Below are 18,434 nucleotides of genomic sequence, written 5' to 3'. Positions count from 1 at the left end.
TCCCACTCGAGGCGATCGCAATGCGACTTTTCATGGCGTCCGCGGCACTTTGGAGCGGACCGGAAACTACGCACGAATTACCGCTCACACATGTTCAACCGATCGGTTTTTCGCTCACGACATCGCCGGGAGACGGACGGCATGAGGCGGCTGGCAGCGATCATGGACGCGGACGTCGTCGGCTACAGCCGGCTGATGGGACTGGATGAAGCGGGCACGTACCGGGCGGTCAAACGGTGCCGTGATGCCTTCATTCTGCCTTTGGTCGCGGCCCATGGCGGAAGGATAGTCAAGCAGGCGGGAGACGGCACGCTTGCGGAATTCGCAAGCGTTCTCGACGCGGTCGCCTGCGCGGTCGCGATCCAGCGAACGATGCATGACCACGCCGGAGGCGCCGAAGCGGAGCGTCTGGAATTGCGCATCGGCGTCCATCTCGGTGATATCGTCGCTGACGATGGCGATATCCATGGCGAAGGCATTGCCGTTGCCGAGCACCTGCAGGAGATGGCGCCGCCCGGGGGCGTCTGCGTGTCGCAGCAGGTCTATGACCAGATCGGCTTGAAGGTGGATTTCCCCTTGACCGAAATCGGCTGCAGGACATTTGCCGATCTCCCCGGTCCGCTGCGCGCCTGGCGCTGGCAGCCGGGCGGCGCGGCAGGCGAAGAGCCGCCGGCGCCGGCGCAAACCGATCCCCTGCCCGGTAAGAAGCGCCCCTCGATCGCCGTCCTGCCCTTCGTCAATCTTTCGAGCGTCGAAGAACAGGAACATTTCTCCGACGGCTTTACCGAGGAACTGATCGCCACGCTCGCCCGATGCCGGTGGTTGCGCGTCGTCGCCCGCAACTCCTCCTTCACCTTCAAAGGGAAGGCAGCCGACGTAAGGAGGGTGGCGGAAGACCTGGGTGTCAAATACGTGATCGAGGGCAGCATACGTCGCGCGGCGAACCGCATCCGCATCACGGCGCAATTGCTGAGCGGCGAGACCGGCATGCTGCTCTGGGCAGAACGCTACGACCGCATGCTGGACGATGTTTTCGTGCTCCAGGACGAGATCGCGGGGCAGATCACCGGCACCGTGGAGCCGGAACTCGGCTTCATCGAATTCGCTGCGCTACGCGGCCACACCGCGACGGACATGGATGCCTGGAACATTTATCTGAAGGGGCTATGGCACCTTTACAAGTTCGATCTGGAGAATCTGAGGATATCCAAAGCGCTCTTCGAGCGGGCGATCGATCTCGAGCCCGCCTTTGCCCAGGCCCATGCGCGGCTTGCCTATGTCCATATACAGCTCGGCTGGTATGGCCCCCTGGACGAGCGGGCCGAGCGGATCGCCGACGCGACGGCGCTCGCGGAACGCGCAATCGCGCTCGACGACCGTGAGCCGGCTGCCCATCTTGCGCTCGGCCGGGCACGGGCGCTCGGCGGCCAGCCGCAGCGCGGCATAGACCACCTGCGCAATGCGCTGAGGCTCGATGCAAGCTTCGCCCAGGGCCACTTCGCCCTCGGGCAAGCGCTTTGCTATGTCTGCCGCCCGGAGGAAGGCATTGCCGCGATCAACGAAGCCTTCCGGCTGAGCCCCCGCGATCCGCATTTGTGGACGTTCTACAACATGGTGGCCATCGCCCACTATCAGTCGGGTCGCTTCGCGCAAGCCGCCGAAGCGGCCCGCGCCTCCCTGCGCCAGGAGAACGCCACCTTCTGGCCGGCAATGGTCCTGGCAGCCTCCCTCGGTGCCACGGAGCGGTCCGACGAAGCCGGTTCAGCCGTGGCGAACCTTCTTCGCCGGCGGCCGGACATGACCGTGAAAACGGCCCGCGCCGAATTCTACTTCGGCAGCGTGCCGGTCATGCCGGAAGATTTCATCGATCGTTTCGTCCGCGATCTGCACCGCGCCGGCCTGCCTGACTGATATCCAGCTGCTGCCGAAAGACCCGCCCCTCATCCGCCTGCCGGCACCTTCTCCCCGCAAGCGGGGCGAAGGGACTCGCAGCGCTCTGTTGCCTCCGCCAGATTGCTTGGAATGGGATGTGCCCGATCAGGCACGTCCCCCCTCCCCGCTTGCGGGGAGAGGGCTAGTCCTCGGGTTTAACCCGAGGAGAGGGGCAAACTGCAGTAGTGTTGTGTTTCCTGAAAACTCGCACCCGTTTGTCACTTTCGTGACATCTCCCCCGTACGGGGGCATCCGCCGTATCCGCTATCCTACTGCAGCGTACGCGAAGGAACGGCGGCCGCCGTCTGGCCGTTCATGGCCTCCGGCGCCGTCGGCTGGGCGCTGCGGTTGCTGTCGAGGCCGGTCGCGACGACGGACACGCGGAAAGTGCCGTCCAGGCTCCGGTCGAAGATCGCGCCGACGACGATGTCGGCCTCGTCGTAAACTTCCTCGCGGATGCGGGTCGCCGCCTCGTCCACCTCGAAAAGCGTCATGTCCATGCCGCCGGAGATCGACACGAGGACGCCCTTGGCACCGCGCATGGAGACTTCGTCGAGCAGCGGGTTGGCGATCGCCGCTTCCGCCGCCAGCATCGCCCGGTTCTCGCCGGTCGCTTCGCCCGTGCCCATCATCGCCCGGCCCATGCCCTTCATCACCGTCTTGACGTCGGCGAAGTCGAGATTCATCAGCCCCTCCTTGACGATCAGGTCGGTGATGCAGCTGACCCCCGAATAGAGGACCCGGTCGGCAATCATGAATGCGTCGGCGAAGGTCGTCTTGGCATCGGCGATGCGAAAGAGGTTCTGGTTGGGGATGACGATGACCGTGTCTGCGCTCTCCCGCAGCCGCTCGACGCCGAGCTCCGCCGTCTGCATGCGCCGCTGTCCCTCGAAGCTGAAGGGCTTGGTGACGACCGCAACCGTCAGGATGCCGGCCCGCCGCGCCGCTTCCGCGATCACCGGCGCCGCTCCCGTACCGGTACCGCCACCCATGCCTGCCGTGACGAAGCACATATGCGTGCCGCCGAGGTGATCCATGATCTCGTCGATCGATTCCTGGGCGGCCGCATTGCCGATGTCGGGCACCGAACCGGCGCCGAGACCCTCGGTGATGGCAGCGCCCAGTTGGATCCGCCGCTCCGCCTTCGATGTCGCCAGCGCCTGCGCGTCCGTGTTTGCGGCGATGAAATCGACGCCCTGCAGGTTTTCGGCGATCATGTTGTTGATCGCGTTGCCGCCGCCGCCGCCGACGCCGATGACCGTGATCTTCGGGCGCATCTCGGTAATGATCGGCTTCTTGTATTCCGTCATGGTTCTTCTCCTTGGGCAGTTCCCCGGCCGCCCGAAAACTCGGAACACGGAGATCGTATGCGGTGCGGCGCGAATCAGGCGCTTTCATTCTAGGAATTCAAAAAAGCCACAGAGAAGGCAAGAGCGACAAAATCAAGGCAGTCCACAACTACCTTCATCGGCAGAGGAACAAAGAAATATCTGAGCACGTTCAATCTGGGTTTCGCTCAAGGAGGAATGGCTGCCATGGGTATCGAACAAGCCCCGACGGCAAAGGGCAAGCAATCCGCCACCGGCCTGCGCAAAAGCGCCGCCAAGGAAGAGAAAAAGACAGAAGCACAAAAGGGGTCCGACCTTAGGAAAGGCGCCGAGCGGTTCGACGAACGTTCGAAAAGCTCCGACGGCCGCAGCGCCGCCTCGAAGCAGAAGCCGAAAAAGTAAAGAGGTCGTCCTTTCAACGCCCGCGGCAGGCGCCGGCTCAACCCGCTTCGGATGCGGGCGCGGTGTAGCGCCGGCGCACCGCCTCGGCCAGCCTCTGCCGGCTTTCGGCGGGCGAGAGCGAACGATCCTCTTCTATGCCTGCCGCCTCCCCGGCCAATTCCTCGTCGCCGATGCGTTCCTCGAACCACTTCGAGTAGTCGCCGCGACGCAAATGGTGCTCCCAGGTCCTGTCGTCTATGCCTTCGGCGATCTGCAGAAACATCGTCAGATTGTGGGCGCGCAAATTCATCTCGTTCTTCGGACCGCGGAAATAGAAGCTTGCCTCCTCGCCCAACCGGCCCTCCGCATATTTGCGCGTATGCCGCTTGCGGGCTTCCCGGGGTTGTTCGGCCTTGATCCGCCGAACCGGCGTGGGCGGCGTGCGCCGCCAGAAAAGAACCTCGTCTTCCCCGAAAGAAGCGTCCAGCCCGGCCGGCAGCGCCTCGTCGAAGACGGAGCATATCGTCGCGATTACGTCGCGCGCCTTTGGACCGAGCGCTGCGACCGCAGTGATCTCCTTGAGCGCATCCGGTGAGACGGAATCCGGATGGACCGTGATCATGATCATGCCGGAGCGGTCGTCGGAAAGCGCGAGCGAGGCACTGTCGCGCGCTGCCGGCATGAGGTGATGGGCCTCGTCGATAATCAGCCAATGCGGCCTGCCCGTCCTGGCACGCAGCGCCGACAGGTCCGGCATCAGGTTGGCGAAGAACTCGGGCCGGTCGTTGGGTTCGACGCCTGTTGCGCTGACGACGACGTTGTCGTCCGGATTGGCCAGCAGCTCCAGCACCTCCCTGCCCGTAGGCGCGACAGACCCGTTACCCACGGTCACGGCGCCTTCAAGCCCCTCATAGTCGCCCTCGGGATCGAATATGCAGAGCTGGAAGTGCCGCTCCCGTAATCGCTCCGCAAGGGCGGTCGCCAGCCTCGACTTGCCGATGCCGGAACTCCCCGCGATCAGCAGCACGTCCTGCGGTCCGATCTCCACTTGCCCCTCGTCATCCTCACCGATCGGCACCTGGTGACGGGCACTCGCGCACAACGCATAGTCGGACTCCATGATCCGGTTCATCAGTTGCTCGACGCCGGCCCCGCGCACACCCTCGAGGACCACGTCGGCCGTATCCTTGAGCGCCGGCAGGGCGTTGGCGACCGCGGCTCCGCAGCCGCACATCCTTAAAAGCGCGTGATCGTTCTCGGCATCGCCTACCCCCACCACATTGAGAAAGGAAAGCCCCATCTCCTTGAGGGCCGCCTTGAGCCCCGTGGCCTTGTTCACCCCCGTCGGAAGCACCATGACGGCGCCCTTGTTGAAGATGATCTCAAGTTCGAGGCCGAGTTCGTTGATCGCCTCGAGCGCGGCTGTCTGGAACGGCTCCCAGGTGGCGACGATGGAACGGCCGACCGACATCCTGTCGACGCCCTTCTCCTTGAGGCGCTCGATGAAGGCCTCCGGCGGCGAGGGTGCAAGCAGCCGCTCCTCCCCGGTTTCCGGCGTATAGAGCAGCGCGCCGTTCTCGACGACGACCTTGTCGAACACGTCGATTTCGGGAAACACGCTCTTGAGGTCCGGCAGCTCGCGCCCGGTCACGAGCAGAAGCTTGCGCCCGCTCTCCTTCAGCCTCTTCAAGGTCTCCAGAGTTTCAGGACGGACGGCACCGTAGTCTGCAAGTGTGCCGTCGTAATCCGTCGCAAGAGCCATGACATACATCTGCGCGCCGCCTCCTTCTGTCGCCGGCCGCCAGATCCGCTCGATCGTTAGCCGCCGCTATTGTCGTGCTGCACGGTGGAACGTGCAAGGCCAAGGCTGGTTCCGGCCCGCAAGGCCGCCTGTCGCCGCAAGCTTCGTTCAAAGCCGCCAGCCTCCACTCACGACGAAGGAACGCGAGCGCCCTCGCAGAGCGGCACGCTGCTATAGGCTTTGACGCTCTGCCCGTCCGGCAGCGCCAGTGTGAGAGCGAAGCGTTCGCCCGCGAAGACCGAGGAGAGAACCCGCATCGGAATGCCTTCGCTATCCCGATGAACCTGCTCCGGACGGACGAGCACGTCGGAAAGCGGCCCCCCGCCTGCATGCTCCTCACCCGCGGGCATCTCACCAAGCGCGGCGCCGAGGAGCGGCCAATCGAGCGCACGCGCCCCTCCCTCCGGCAAATTCAACCGCACGATCGCGCCGCGACCGATCAAGCCCCCGACGACCCGCCCCTCCGGCCGCGCATAGATTTCCGCCGGCGGCGCCACCTGAAGAAGCTTGCCTTCCGACATCACCGCGACATCGGTCGCAAGCGCCATCGCCTCGGCCTGGTCGTGAGTCACATAGATCATCGTCGCGCCGGAGCGCTCGTGAAAGGCGCGGAAGGTCTCCTCCATCGACTTCCTCAAATGCTGATCGAGATTGGCGAGGGGCTCATCGAGCAGCACCACGTCCGGTTCCGTGACCAGGCAGCGCGCCAGCGCCACACGCTGCCGCTGACCGCCGGAAAGTACAGCCGGCCGCCGATCGGCGAAATCCGTAAGCTTCACCAGCGAAAGCGCGTCGCCTACCCGCTTGCGCCAGGCTTCCCCGGAAATGCCGCGGACCTTCAACGGGTAGCCGACATTCTCCGCCACCGTCATATGCGGCCAGAGCGCATAGGACTGAAACACCATCGCCATGTTGCGCTTTTCCGGCGGCAGCACGCGGGTTGCATCCGAAAGCCTGCGCTCGCCGAGCTCGATCGAGCCGTCCGTCGGCTGCTCGAAGCCGGCGATCATCCGGAGCACCGTCGTCTTGCCGCAGCCGGAAGGCCCGAGCAGTGCGAGAAATCCCTGCTTGCGCAGCGCCAGCGACACGTCCGAAACAGCCGGCCTTACGGTCTGCACCTTTGCCGCCGAAGTCCTTGGTCAGGTGGTTGAGGATCAATTGCGCCATGGCAGCACGCCCTCCGGCAGGTATTTCGCGAGGAATTCGAGCGCCGCCATCAACCCGATGACCATGACGACGACGAGCACGGAGAGCGCCGAGGCAAGATCGGAAGAGCCGCTGTCGTCGAGATTGAAGATCGCGACGCCGAGCGTCTGCGTGCCGGCGGACCACAGGAGCGCCGAGACGGTCAATTCGTTCGCCGCGATTAGGAAGACGAGGATGACCGAGGCGCCGGCGGCCGGGGCCAGAAGCGGCAGCAGAACATCGCGCATACGGCGCAGGAACCCCGCACCCGCAAGCCGCGCCGCCTCTTCGAGCGAGGGATCCATCTGCAGGAAGGCGCTCATCACCGGCTTGAGGCTCACGGCAAGGAAGGAGGAGAAATAGGCGGCAAGAATGATCCAGATCGTACCGTAGAGCGAAACGCCGATCAGCGGCAGCGGTGCCGCGAAGGCAAGGATGAAGGCGACGGCGAGCACGATGCCGGGCAGCGCATAGGGGATCTCGATCAGGATCGCCAGCAGACTGGCAAGCCGCCCGCGTCGCGTCACGAGCAGGTAACCGGCCGGTATGGTGACCGCAAGCAGGCCGACTGCAGCGGCGGAGGCGAGGAAGAGGGAATTCTTGAGCGCCGTCAGCGTCATCGACTGGCGGAAGAGTACTTCCCCATAGGCGTTCAAGGACATGGTGTCGAAACTGAGCGGCACGCCGTAGGCCGGCACCAGGGAACTTGCGACGAGCGCCAGGAGCGGCGCGACCAGCAGCAGCGCCAGGATTGACCAAAGCAGCGCCTCCGCGGCGATCCGCAAGCGCCCGAGCGTGAAGGCGGCCCTCGCGCCGGCAAGGCCGATCAGGCGATAGTCCCTGCCCTTGAGCGCTCGCTGCTGCAGCAGCAGCCCTGCTGCGGAAATCAGGGCGATCAGCGTCGAAAGCACGGCGATCTCGCCGAAGGTGGACGAACCGAAACTCGCAAACCGGCTGAAGATCAAGGTCGGCAGCGTCTCGATCGAGGCGGGAATGCCGAGTATCGCCGGAATACCGAAATTGCCGATACCGGAGACGAAGGCGATCGCCGCTCCGGCGATGAGCCCCGGAGAGGAAAGCGGCAGAACGATGTCGCGGAAGACGCGCCAGGGCGAGGCGCCGGAAAGCCGCGCCGCCTCGACCCCGTCGCGCGGGGCCGCTGCAAGTCCGGCCTTGACCGCCAGGAAGACGAGCGGCGCATGCTGTACGCCGAGAAGCAAGGCGATCCCCGCAAGCGAATAGAGTGGCTGCGGGCTGCCGAGCGGCGGTGCAAGCCCCAGCGTCTTGAGCAGGGGGCTCGATGGACCCGACATCTCCACCCAGGCGAGCGCCGTCACCTGCGGCGGGATCATCATCGGCAGCATGAAGGCGAAGCTCAGGGCAAGCTTGCCGCGGATATCCGTAAGCGCAACGACAAAGGCGAAGAGTGCCCCGACGAAGAGCGAGATCGCCATGCCGCCCGCCGCCGTAATCAGCGTATTGCGGAGCGCCGCGAAGGTCGCCGCCTCGAAGAGCACCCTCACCGCCTCGCCTCCTTCGAGCCCCTTGATACCGGCCCATCCGAGTCGGATCAGCGGCAGCGCCGAAAGCAGAAAGACTGCGCCGAACACCAATGCCAGGAGCCATGCGGGCTCCCCGCCCGCGGACATGCGCTGGCCACGAAGTCGAAAATATGCCGCTCGCCACCCCGTCCCGGCCTTCGAGGAGTTCGTCTTAGGTGATCGATCTTCCGTCACGTAGGGTGACGGCGGCACCTCGAAGCCGCGCAGCGTCCGCGTCAGCGCCTTCGGTAGCGGGGCCCGGGTCGGTTCCCTGCTCCGCTCGGCCCCCTCCTCCGTCGCGCCGCCGAATGCGAACCGAAGCCACCGCCAGGACCGCGCCTTTGCCATTACGCGCAGAGGGCGCCCCAGCATTTTCAAGCCGGAACCTCCCTCGGCATTCGGGTCCGCAGCCGGCGTGCGAGGTACCCGGCGCCGGCTGCGGGCGATCTCGTCAGTGTCCGGCATCGGAAGGTCAGTTGGTACCAAAAATGCCGGAGAAGGTTTTCAGATCCGCCTCGGAGTTCTTGACGGCTTCGGCAGCATCGACGGGAAGCACCTTGATCGTCTCGCGCGCCGGAAAGCCCGCCGGCAAGGCCATGCCGTCGCGCGCCGGGATATAGCCCATTTTCACGGCCACCTGCTGGCCCTCCTCGGAGAGCAGGAAATCGACGAATTTCTTTGCTGTCTCCGGATTCCTTGCGGTCTTCAGAACGGCGACCGGCTCCGTGACGGCGGAAACGCCCTCCGCCGGGAAGACGAATTCCACCGGCGCACCCTTGGCCCTCTCACGGATGGCCATGAAATCGACCACCATGCCATAGGCCTTCTCGCCGGTCGCGACCGCTTTCAATACGCCGCCATTGCCGCCGGCAGCAGTCGCGCCGTTTTCGGCGAGCGCCTTGTAATAGTCCCAGCCGAGCCCGTCGATGCCGGCAAGCGTCTGCGCATGGATCAGCGCCGCACCCGAGGTGAGCGGGCTCGGCATGGTAACGAGACCCTTGGCCTCCGGCTTCGCAAGATCCTGCCAGCCGGTCGGCTTCATCGAAGCGGAAGCGTTGTAGATGATGCCGGTGGTGATCATCTTCGTCGAATAATAGGCGCCTTCCCCATCGAAGAGCGAGGCGTCATAAGCCGCCGCTTCCGGAGATTTGTAGGGCATCAGATGTCCCGCTTCCTTCAGCCGTTGCATCGTCACCGTATCGGCGATCAGAAGCACGTCCGCCACCGGGTTGCCCGCCTCGATCTCGGCCATCAGCTTGGCCATGATCTTCGTCGTCCCCTCCCGCACCCACTCGACCTCGACACCCGGATTCGCCGCCTCGAACGCATCGACCGTCGCCTGCGCGTCCTCGTTCGGCTGGCTGGTGTAGAGCACGAGGCTTTCAGCGAAAGCGGCAGTGGACAGAAGGCCGGCGACGAGCGCGGCGGCGACGGCAGGGAGAAGCGTTTTCATGAGTTTGCCCTCGGTCGGAGAAAGATCGCGCCGAGGGATAGAGCGGGTGTTTTACAGGGATGTGACAGCGAAAAGCCGGAAGAACCTCAGCTCGTCCGCCGGCCGGAGCATTCCCCCGAATGTTTTCGAACGATCCCTCGAGAATATTATTTGCGATTCAAATCAGCGGCTTGATCGTATTTTCCGGACGGGGTGAGGCCCTCGCACAATTAAATTCGGTTCATCCATTGCATATCTCGAAGCAGCGTTTATATATAGCTCATCGAAACTTGCTTGTGACCTTTGTCTACGCGCCGAAGCGCTTCGTCAGATTTCCTCTCAATATCGATCATACCGGACTGATATTCGTCCGGGAACTCTAGCGATTGAAAGGAAATCGTTATGAACTCAGGCACCGTAAAGTGGTTCAACAGCACCAAGGGCTTCGGCTTCATTCAGCCCGACGATGGCGCTACGGACGTATTCGTGCACGCCTCCGCCGTTGAACGCGCTGGAATGCGTTCGCTCGTAGAAGGCCAGAAGGTTACCTACGACATCGTCCGCGACACCAAGTCCGGCAAGAGCTCGGCAGACAATCTGCGGGCCGCATAAATTCGTCATTCGCCTCCGCTGACCACGGATGTACTGGCAGGGAGCGTTTGAATGACGGGGGCGCCCTAGCGCGTCTGAAAAGACGCGCGGCGCTCAAGAGGAGGTCGGGGTAACGCCCGGCCTTTTTTGCTTGTGCCGCCCTCCGGGTGGCATGGACGAAGGAGATGGCCATGGGCCGGAACACCTACAGCGTTGGCGACAGTGTCGTCCTGAGAGCCGATCTCACGCGCACGGCTGCTGCGGACCGGACCTGCCGCATCGTGTCGATCCTGCCCGCGGCCGAACATGGGGAAGCGCAGTATCGGGTGCGGTTCGGAGCGGAGAACTTCGAGCGGCGCATCTTCGAACACGACATCGATCCTTCGGAAACGGCTTCGCCGGTTCAGGAACATGGCCAGGCGGCATCGCTCGACGGTAAGCCCTGGTTCAAACCCTTGAGCATCAGGACGCCGAAATAAAGAACCCAATCAGCAATCCCATAAATACGGAAAGGATCTACTTTGCAGGTACTCGTCAGGGACAACAACATCGACCAGGCTCTTCGCGTTCTCAAGAAGAAGATGCAGCGTGAAGGCGTCTTCCGCGAAATGAAGATGCGCAGCGCCTACGAAAAGCCGTCCGAAAAGCGCGTCCGCGAAAAGGCCGAAGCTGTCCGCCGCACCCGCAAGCTGGCGCGCAAGAAGCTTCAGCGAGAAGGCCTGCTGCCGTCGCCGAAGAAAGTCGCCCGCGCGCGCTGAGGCGCGCCGCTCCGGCTGCACAACAGCTGCGGCGATCTTTGCACGTCTGCCGCTGTAGGCTGGTACCACTTTGCGACGCGCCCTTGCGCGTCGTTTTCATGCGTGAAGTCGCTCTGTCCCCTCTGCGGCGTTTCCTTCGACACTGCGATCCCTTTTCCTGCGCCTTTGCAGCCCCCAGACCCACAACGCGGCCGCGCGCCGTCACCTCGACCAGGCCGATGACGGACTTCCACCGAGGGCGTTGCGGACAAGCGTACTTTTCCCTTCCCGAATCCGCGCTATAGTCACTGGGGGTTTGGCCCAAGGAAATGTCGCATGACGCTCACCCTCTATCTTCATCCGCTCGCATCCTTCTGTCACAAGGTGCTGATCGCGCTTTACGAAGCCGGCACTCCGTTCAAGCCGCAGATCGTGGACCTCGGGAACCCGGCGGAGCATGCGCGCTATCTGGAGGTCTGGCCGGTCGGCAAGATCCCCGTGTTGCACGACAGTGCGCGCGACAGGACGGTGCCGGAAACCTCGGTGATCATCGAATATCTCGACCAGCATTACCCCGGAGCGCAGCCGCTGATCCCGCGCGACGACGCCCTGGCGCTCGAGGCGCGGCTCTGGGACCGCTTCTTCGACCTTTACGTCCAGGTGCCGATGCAGAAGATCGTGACCGACACGCTCCGCGCTTCCGGCGAGAACGACCGGCGCGGCGTCGCCGATGCGCAAGCGTCGCTCGCGACCGCCTATGATCTTGCCGAACGCCACTTCAGGGACCGGCGCTTTGCCGCTGGGGAAAGCTTCTCGATCGCCGACTGCGCCGCCGCGCCCGCCCTCTTCTATGCCGGGATCGTGGCCCCGTTCGACGGCACGCATCCAAGCCTCGGCGCCTATTTCGAGCGCCTGCTGGAGCGCCCCTCCTTCCAGCGCACGCTGGCCGAGGCGCGGCCTTATTTCCCGCTCTTTCCCTATAAGGACGCGATACCCGCGAGATTCCTCTAACATCCCTACTCGACCAAAAACACAAGGAGCGAGACAATGGAATATCGTCGGCTCGGCCGCTCCGGGCTCAAGATCTCGACCATCACCATGGGCACGATGACGATCGGCGGCGGCGGCAAGTTCGCCCAGGTCGGCGATGTCGGCATCGCGGACGCCCGCCGCTATGTCGACCTCTGCCTGGATGCGGGCGTCAATCTGATCGATACGGCGGACATCTATTCGACCGGCGCCTGCGAGGAGATCATCGGCGAGGTTCTCGGCGGAAAGCGCAAGGACGGTGTGCTCATCGCCACCAAGGCACGCTTCTCCATGGGCCCGGGTCCGAATGACGGCGGTCTTTCGCGCCATCACCTGATCAGCGCCTGCGAGGCGAGCCTCAAGCGGCTGAAGACCGATGTGATCGACCTCTACCAGGTGCATGAATGGGACGGCCAGACGCCGCTCGAGGAAACGATGGAAGCGCTCGATACGCTCGTGCGCCAGGGAAAGGTGCGCTATATCGGCTGCTCCAACTATTCCGGCTGGCACATCATGAAGGCACTCGGTATCAGTGCGCTCGAACATCGCCAGCGCTTCGTCAGCCAACAGATTCATTACACGCTCGAAGCACGCGAGGCCGAGTACGAACTGGTCCCGATCTCGATCGACCAGGGTCTCGGCATCCTCGTCTGGAGCCCGCTTGCGGGCGGCCTTCTGTCAGGCAAGCACAGGCGCGGACAGTCGCCGGAAGGCACCCGCCAGCTTGCCGGCTGGAACGAGCCGCCGATCCGCGACGAGGAACGGCTGTGGAAGATCGTCGACATGCTGGTGGCGATCGCCGCCGAGCGCAACGTGTCCCCGGCGCAGATCGCGCTCGCCTGGCTTATCGGCCGCGATGCCGTCACCTCGGTGATCATCGGCGGGCGCACCGAGGACCAGTTCCGCGACAATCTCGCCGCCGCCGGCCTGAAGCTCACCGACGAGGAACGCGAACTCCTCGACGCCGTCAGCCTGCCGCCGGTGCTCTATCCCTATTGGCATCAGCTCTGGACCGCCAAGGACCGCCTCGGCGAAGCCGATCTGTCGCTGCTCGGGCCGCATATCTGAGTGACGGCAGCACTTTCTGGATCCGCGGCCGCCCCTCATCCGCCTGCCGGCACCTTCTCCCCGCAAGCGGGGCGAAGGAGACTCGCGGTAGCCGCTCGAAATTTCTCCGCAACCGTTCATCGGAACTGAGTGAATGCCGCTTGTCCCTTCTCCCCGCTTGCGGGGAGAAGGTGGCGGCAGCCGGATGAGGGGCAATACCCAGAGCCCGCCGCGACTTCCGCCTAGGCCGCCTGCGCGACCTCGCCGCGAACGAGATCGCCCAGCCGGCGGATGCCCTCGTCGATCATCCTGTCGTTGGCGCAGGAGAAGCTGAGCCGCAGGGTGTTTTCGCCGGAGCCGTCGGCGAAGAAGGCGCGGCCGGGGACGAAAGCCACCTTGGCCGTCTGGATCGACTTGGCGAGCAGCTCAGCGCCGTCGCTCCCCTTCGGCAGCGTCACCCAGATGAACATGCCGCCTTCGGGCTTCGTCCAGGTGACGCCGGCGGGCATGTATTTTTCGAGCGCCGACAGCATCGCGTCACGCCGCTGCCGGTAGGCCTTGTGGATCTTGGCCACCTGCTCCTCGAAGCCGCGCTCGGCAACGGTCGCGATCGCCATCTGGTTGATCGTGGAGGAGTGAAGGTCGGCGGCCTGCTTCATCAGCACCAGCTTGCGGATCACCGGTTCGGCGGCGCAGATCCAGCCGACGCGAAGGCCAGGCGCCAGTGTCTTCGAGAAGCTGCCGCAATAGATCGTGCGGGTGCTGTTTATGTCGCCTTTGCGGGCGATCTCAAGTGCAAGGATCGGCGGGATCGCCTCGCCGTCATAACGCAGCGACTGGTAGGCCGCATCCTCGATGATGGCGATGTCGAGCTCCTCGGCAAGTTCGAGGACGCGCTCGCGCCCGGCGCGGCCCACCGTCTCGCCGGTCGGGTTGGCGAAGTCGGCCGAGAGATAGGCGAACTTGACGCGCCCGCCCGCTTCCGCTGCGGCCTGGGCATAGGCTGCCGGCGTCCGGTTACCGGCGGGGTTCAGCTGATCGTAGCTAGGTTCATAGGCGTTGAAGGCCTGCAGCGCACCGAGATAGGTCGGCCAGGTGACGAGCGCCGTGTCTTTCGGCGACAGAAACAGCTTGCCGAGATAGTCGAGCCCCTGCTGCGACCCGGAGGTGATGAAGATGTTGTCGACGCTCGCCGGAATGCCAAGTGCCGCCATCTGCCCGGCGAGCCACTCGCGAAGCGGGCGATAGCCCTCGCTTATCGAATATTGCAGCGCGGCACCGACCGACGGCCCACCGAAAATCTCGGCGTAAGCCTCTCTGAACGCATCATTCGGAAAAAGCTCCGGATCGGGAATTCCGCCCGCAAAGGAAATGATGTCGGGGCGATCGAGCAGCTTCAGCAATTCGCGGATCTCCGAAGCCTTCATCCGGCTCGAGCGCGTGGCGAAAATGCTTTCCCAATCCAGCATGGAGGTCCTCCCGGTTGCACCCGAGGGACATGAACACAGCGCAATATTTAAGTCAATATTCCTGACCTATCTTGCTGAGCTCTCGACCGTGCCTTCGACCGGGCAAACGAGTGCGGAGCCGCGCCGTCTCCTTCGCCCCGCCTGCGGGGAGAAGGTGCTTTCAGGCGGATGAGGGGGCGGCCGCGAATTCATAAGGGCTGCACCGCTCGGATAGGCGGCAGCGACCCGGAACTGATGCCAGTAGCGATGGAGTACCGGTGGCAGCCTGACGGCGTCGAGGAGTTCGCGCTCCGGGTAACAGCGTCAAAAACAGCGGTCGTCGCGGCTTGAAATGCCAACGATCGGCCCGGATGCGCTCCGGTCAGCAGGAGGCGGCAAATGTCTCCTGATATTTAAGCTTCACCCTCGTCGAAATAGCTGCAGACCAAGAGAAACGAAATCCCGGCCAAGATAAGCAAGTCGAAAAGAGCGAAGTGCTGTATGATCGTGGACATAGTGCTCCTCCTACCCACAATGGTATCAGAACACAATTTTCGCGTTTTTGGAAGAAAATTCGCAGAATAACTGCCGAAGGAGAACTCTATTCTTTATTTTTCTTGCATCGCAACATTTATACTGCGCCGCAAAAGAGAATCCGGAAAGAGGTTTTCGCCCGGATACGCCCGTCTCAAGAGCTATGCCGGCTGGACCGACTTCACGCTGCCGCTGCTGTCCACGATGCAGGTAAACTTGCGACCGGCGGCATCGAGGTCGACGCTGTAGCTCGTCGCATCGAGCTGTCGAGAACTCATCGGCAGGACCTTGGCGCCGCCGGCCTGGGCGACCACGGCATTGGCGCACAGGAGCTGGAGGTCGGCGGGGGCTGTCTGGAGGCTCGTGCGGGCCATTTCCTGAGGCTCAGGGTTCGATTGGCATGCGGCAAGAAGCAAGGCCGCAGCCACCACAGACGCTTGAATTGGACGGCTTCCCACGTTACTCGTCGACAAATCCACATCCTCCGGTCTTGGCACATATAGCCCGTATCTTCGCGCTCTCGCCCGTCCGGCCGCGTTTCGGCCGGTCACACGCCCTTATAGAGCGCAGCCCCCTGCATCAGCACGATGACCTTCGCGCCCACCCCGACGCGCGAATGCAGGTCGATAATGTCATCATTGTTCATTCTTATGCACCCGGAGGAAACGTCCAGCCCGATCGTCCAGGGCTCCACCGTACCATGGATGCGGTAGATCGTATCGTTATCACCTTCGTAAAGGTAGAGCGCGCGAGCGCCTAGCGGATTGTCAGGCCCGCCCGGCATGCCGCCTGCCCATTTTGCCGCGTTCGGATCGCGCGCGACCATCTCGGGCGGCGGCGTCCAGGTCGGCCACTCGGCCGTGCGCCCCACCCGAACGATGCCCGCCCAGCCGAAACCTTCGCGGCCTACGCCGATACCGTAGCGAATGGCCTGACCGCCGGGCTGCACGAGATAGAGGAAATGCTGGTTGCCATCGATGATGATCGTGCCCGGGACTTCGGCCGTGCGGAACGGCACCATCTGCCGGCGAAAGGCCTCGGGAACCTGATTGTTTCGCGCAAAATATTGCCGCGCTTTCCTCTTGTCGTAGTTCACCCATTTCTTCGTCTTGGAATCGTAGATCTGCGTTTGGGCAAGCGCTGCAAGCGGAACGAGGCAAAGACCGAGGAGAAGCAGCGCCTTGCCGAATTTACGGCGGCCTGCCTGTCTTTTCGAGAGCGTCTGGATCATCGTCATTTCGCCCATCCGTCGATCCGTTCCGCGTGGCTTTCAACCCATTTCCTGGCGTAGTCCGCAGGGGCCTGTCGCTCGACTTCGAGCGCATAGCTCATCGCCGTCACTTCATCCGGCGAGAAGTCCACCTTCTGAAGGAACTGCGCGACTTCCGGATGCTTCTTTGCGAAGGCCGTCGCATAGCCGATCTGAAACTGCCCGGCGTCCCAGGCCGTGGCGGCGCTCGACTTGCTGACCCATAGCGGGTCGTTCGGCGGCGCGATCTTCCATTTCGCCGGGTCGTGAGGCGGCTCCTCGAGCCGGGAGATCTGGTGCAGTTTGAAAACGTGGTGCGGAGCGTAGCAGTAGAAGACCATCGGCCGCGCGGTCGCGATCGCCGCGTCGACCGCCGCCATCGCTACTTCCTCCTTGGCCTCGACGAGCGTCAGGTTCGCCGCATAGCCGTAGCCCGCCGCCCGCGCCCGTTCGATGCCCGTCGAAAGCCATTCGGCGGCACCGATCCACATTTCGCCGCGCCCGTCGCCGTCGGTATCCAGGATCTTGGTCTTGGCCGGATCGCCGAGATCCGCGACGGACTTGATCGTCGCAGCCGCTTCCGGCGTGGCGCAAATCCCCTGCCATGCCGGTACCGCACGCTCGCTAAGCGTCACGACGCCTTTTTCGGTCACGAATTTGCGGACGAGTTCGTCGAAATTCGGCCGCCAAACCTCCGGCTGGATATCGACCTCCCCCTTTTCGAGGCCGATGAAGGCGGTCAGCGTCCCGAGTTCGCGCACCTCCGCCTCAAGGCTGAATTTCTTGGCGATGCCGAGCTTGAGAATATTCGCGGCTGCCTGTCCGGATGGCCAGGGCGGCATTGCGATCACCAGATCCGCCGCCGCTGCCGGCGCAGCCACGGCCAACGCCAGCGCCGCCGCACAAAGGAACTCCCGGCCTCTCCCCACAGTGCCCCCCGAAAAGGTTTATCTGAACGTCGTCCCGATACGAATGCCTGCTGGGCTTTATCTTCCCTGGCGCGCACAATGCACGGCTTGCCGAGTCCCGTCAACTTCCGGTTACACCGCATCCCTTCCGCCGCTTAACCTATGCGAGCCGGTGCTCACTGCACGGGACGGCGCGTGACCCACCGAATTCCCGCCGCAACCGCAATTCCAAGCAGAGGCCATACCGCCCAGAATCTCCCCTCCCAGGAAAGGAGATTGACCGCAAGGACCGCAAATCCGGCTGCCCCGAGCAGGGCGAGCCCGCGGTCGAGCCGCGTGGACGTCCATAGGCAACGGAGCACCCCGATCAAGGCCAGCGCAAATAGGGGCCATCTGGCCCAGAACGTTCCCTCCCAGGAAAGCAGATTTACGGCAACGACCGCCGCTGCGGCTACGGCGAGGACGCCAAAAAGGCGACGGCCTGCCGCTGTGCGTTCGACGATCGTCGCTCGCCCTGCCCCGGTGTCGGCGGCCGGGGTCCCGCGGTCCGAAAGTGCACCCGGTCGCCCCCAGTCGCTGCCCCCTTTGTGCGACACCGTGCCCTCGGCCGTTCCGATCTGGACCACATAACTCGGAACGCCCCCGTCGATATTCTTGACCGTCAGCGCGCCAAGGAATTCGAAGCCGACGGCCAGCTTGTTGCGAACCTGATCATAGACGGTGCTCGAAATCACGATGCCACCGGCCGGTGCCGAGGCTTGCAGGCGGGCCGCGATATTGACGCCGTCGCCGTAAAGGTCGTCGCCGTCAGCGATCACATCGCCGAGATTGAGGCCGATGCGATAATCCATCCGCGCCTCGCCGTGCCGTTCGGCATTCAGTCCGGCCAACTCGTTCTGAACGTCTATCGCCGCCCTCACCGCCTCGACTACGCTCGGAAACTCCGCGATCACCCCGTCGCCCCAGGTGTTGACCACCCGTCCCTCACGCGCCTCGATCAGGCGCGCCATGGCATCCCGGCTGCGCTTGAGAGCCGCAAGCGTTCCCTCCTCGTCTTTGCCCATCAGGCGCGAATAGTCCTGCACGTCGGCACAGAAGATGGTGGTCAGCTTACGGCGTGTTGGTGGCATCGGATTTCGCCCTCGCTCGAAGGCCTGAGCCTCGCTGGCACCATAGCGACGCCGTCGCGATTCTCAATGCCGTACGCATCTGCCGCGGCATCACTGCGCGCTTGGAGCATTTCCGGGAAAAGTGTGTAGCGGCTTCCCGTGCGGGAGCACCTGCAGCCTGC

Annotated in this window: 16 protein-coding genes and 1 pseudogene; 7 read left to right on the top strand and 10 right to left on the bottom strand. The window is 63.8% G+C overall.

Translation table 11 applies throughout. The features are described 5' to 3' along the window. Positions 1 to 141: 141 nt before the first annotated feature. Positions 142 to 1,911, top strand: a complete 1,770-nt coding sequence (locus tag JOH52_RS13710) for a tetratricopeptide repeat protein (RefSeq protein ID WP_013844619.1) — start codon at positions 142 to 144, stop codon at positions 1,909 to 1,911. 290 nt (positions 1,912 to 2,201) lie between these two features. Here the strand turns inward: JOH52_RS13710 and ftsZ are convergent, their stop codons facing one another. Next, entirely contained in the window at positions 2,202 to 3,242 is a 1,041-nt protein-coding gene (gene ftsZ, locus JOH52_RS13705) for a cell division protein FtsZ (protein WP_010969666.1), read from the bottom strand. Positions 3,243 to 3,467: 225 nt separating this feature from the next. Between ftsZ and JOH52_RS13700 the strand changes: the two genes are divergently transcribed. After that, positions 3,468 to 3,662: a hypothetical protein gene (locus JOH52_RS13700; RefSeq protein WP_003537108.1), complete on the top strand. Its 195-nt coding sequence runs from the start codon at positions 3,468 to 3,470 to the stop codon at positions 3,660 to 3,662. Positions 3,663 to 3,699: 37 nt separating this feature from the next. Here JOH52_RS13700 and JOH52_RS13695 read toward each other — a convergent pair whose 3' ends face one another. From JOH52_RS13695 to JOH52_RS13680, 4 genes and pseudogenes are all read right to left on the bottom strand, one after another. Next, entirely contained in the window at positions 3,700 to 5,412 is a 1,713-nt protein-coding gene (locus JOH52_RS13695; RefSeq protein WP_010969667.1) for an HAD-IIB family hydrolase, read from the bottom strand. 138 nt (positions 5,413 to 5,550) lie between these two features. Continuing rightward, a pseudogene (locus JOH52_RS13690) lies at positions 5,551 to 6,609 on the bottom strand (ABC transporter ATP-binding protein). Next, complete coding sequence (locus JOH52_RS13685; RefSeq protein ID WP_013844621.1) at positions 6,597 to 8,633, bottom strand: ABC transporter permease; 2,037 nt, start codon at positions 8,631 to 8,633, stop codon at positions 6,597 to 6,599. The pseudogene JOH52_RS13690 and the gene JOH52_RS13685 overlap by 13 nt, the downstream one beginning before the upstream one ends. Before the next feature lie 7 nt (positions 8,634 to 8,640). Beyond that, complete coding sequence (locus JOH52_RS13680) at positions 8,641 to 9,621, bottom strand: ABC transporter substrate-binding protein (RefSeq protein WP_010969670.1); 981 nt, start codon at positions 9,619 to 9,621, stop codon at positions 8,641 to 8,643. 381 nt (positions 9,622 to 10,002) lie between these two features. Between JOH52_RS13680 and JOH52_RS13675 the strand changes: the two genes are divergently transcribed. The 5 genes from JOH52_RS13675 to JOH52_RS13655 all read left to right on the top strand — a co-directional run bounded on the left by JOH52_RS13675 (position 10,003) and on the right by JOH52_RS13655 (position 13,025). Next, positions 10,003 to 10,212 carry a cold-shock protein gene (locus JOH52_RS13675; RefSeq protein ID WP_003537120.1) on the top strand — a complete coding sequence of 70 codons (210 nt, stop codon included), beginning with the start codon at positions 10,003 to 10,005 and terminating at the stop codon, positions 10,210 to 10,212. Positions 10,213 to 10,382: 170 nt separating this feature from the next. Continuing rightward, a complete protein-coding gene (locus JOH52_RS13670) occupies positions 10,383 to 10,670 on the top strand; it encodes a hypothetical protein (RefSeq protein ID WP_014529343.1) in 288 nt (95 codons plus the stop codon). A 42-nt stretch (positions 10,671 to 10,712) separates the two neighbouring features. Further along, the gene (rpsU, locus tag JOH52_RS13665) at positions 10,713 to 10,949 is read left to right on the top strand and encodes a 30S ribosomal protein S21 (protein WP_003537123.1); all 237 of its coding nucleotides are present in this window, start codon (positions 10,713 to 10,715) and stop codon (positions 10,947 to 10,949) included. Between the two features lie 315 nt (positions 10,950 to 11,264). Continuing rightward, entirely contained in the window at positions 11,265 to 11,939 is a 675-nt protein-coding gene (locus JOH52_RS13660) for a glutathione S-transferase family protein (RefSeq protein ID WP_010969671.1), read from the top strand. A 36-nt stretch (positions 11,940 to 11,975) separates the two neighbouring features. After that, positions 11,976 to 13,025: an aldo/keto reductase gene (locus JOH52_RS13655; RefSeq protein ID WP_010969672.1), complete on the top strand. Its 1,050-nt coding sequence runs from the start codon at positions 11,976 to 11,978 to the stop codon at positions 13,023 to 13,025. Positions 13,026 to 13,246: 221 nt separating this feature from the next. On the opposite strand, the gene JOH52_RS13650 is transcribed toward JOH52_RS13655, so the two are convergent. The 5 genes from JOH52_RS13650 to JOH52_RS13630 all read right to left on the bottom strand — a co-directional run bounded on the left by JOH52_RS13650 (position 13,247) and on the right by JOH52_RS13630 (position 18,273). Further along, the gene (locus tag JOH52_RS13650; RefSeq protein ID WP_010969673.1) at positions 13,247 to 14,473 is read right to left on the bottom strand and encodes an aminotransferase-like domain-containing protein; all 1,227 of its coding nucleotides are present in this window, start codon (positions 14,471 to 14,473) and stop codon (positions 13,247 to 13,249) included. 674 nt (positions 14,474 to 15,147) lie between these two features. Then, positions 15,148 to 15,483: a hypothetical protein gene (locus JOH52_RS36490; protein WP_013844623.1), complete on the bottom strand. Its 336-nt coding sequence runs from the start codon at positions 15,481 to 15,483 to the stop codon at positions 15,148 to 15,150. A gap of 50 nt (positions 15,484 to 15,533) precedes the next feature. Next, positions 15,534 to 16,232, bottom strand: a complete 699-nt coding sequence (locus JOH52_RS13640; RefSeq protein ID WP_010969675.1) for a L,D-transpeptidase — start codon at positions 16,230 to 16,232, stop codon at positions 15,534 to 15,536. After that, the gene (locus JOH52_RS13635) at positions 16,220 to 17,164 is read right to left on the bottom strand and encodes an ABC transporter substrate-binding protein (protein ID WP_010969676.1); all 945 of its coding nucleotides are present in this window, start codon (positions 17,162 to 17,164) and stop codon (positions 16,220 to 16,222) included. The genes JOH52_RS13640 and JOH52_RS13635 overlap by 13 nt, the downstream gene beginning before the upstream one ends. Positions 17,165 to 17,319: 155 nt before the next feature. Continuing rightward, positions 17,320 to 18,273: an adenylate/guanylate cyclase domain-containing protein gene (locus JOH52_RS13630; RefSeq protein ID WP_010969677.1), complete on the bottom strand. Its 954-nt coding sequence runs from the start codon at positions 18,271 to 18,273 to the stop codon at positions 17,320 to 17,322. Between the last annotated feature and the right edge of the window lie 161 nt (positions 18,274 to 18,434).

Source organism: Sinorhizobium meliloti (assembly GCF_017876815.1).
Classification (GTDB): Bacteria; Pseudomonadota; Alphaproteobacteria; order Rhizobiales; family Rhizobiaceae; genus Sinorhizobium; species Sinorhizobium meliloti.
This window is presented reverse-complemented; position numbering and strand designations above follow the sequence as displayed.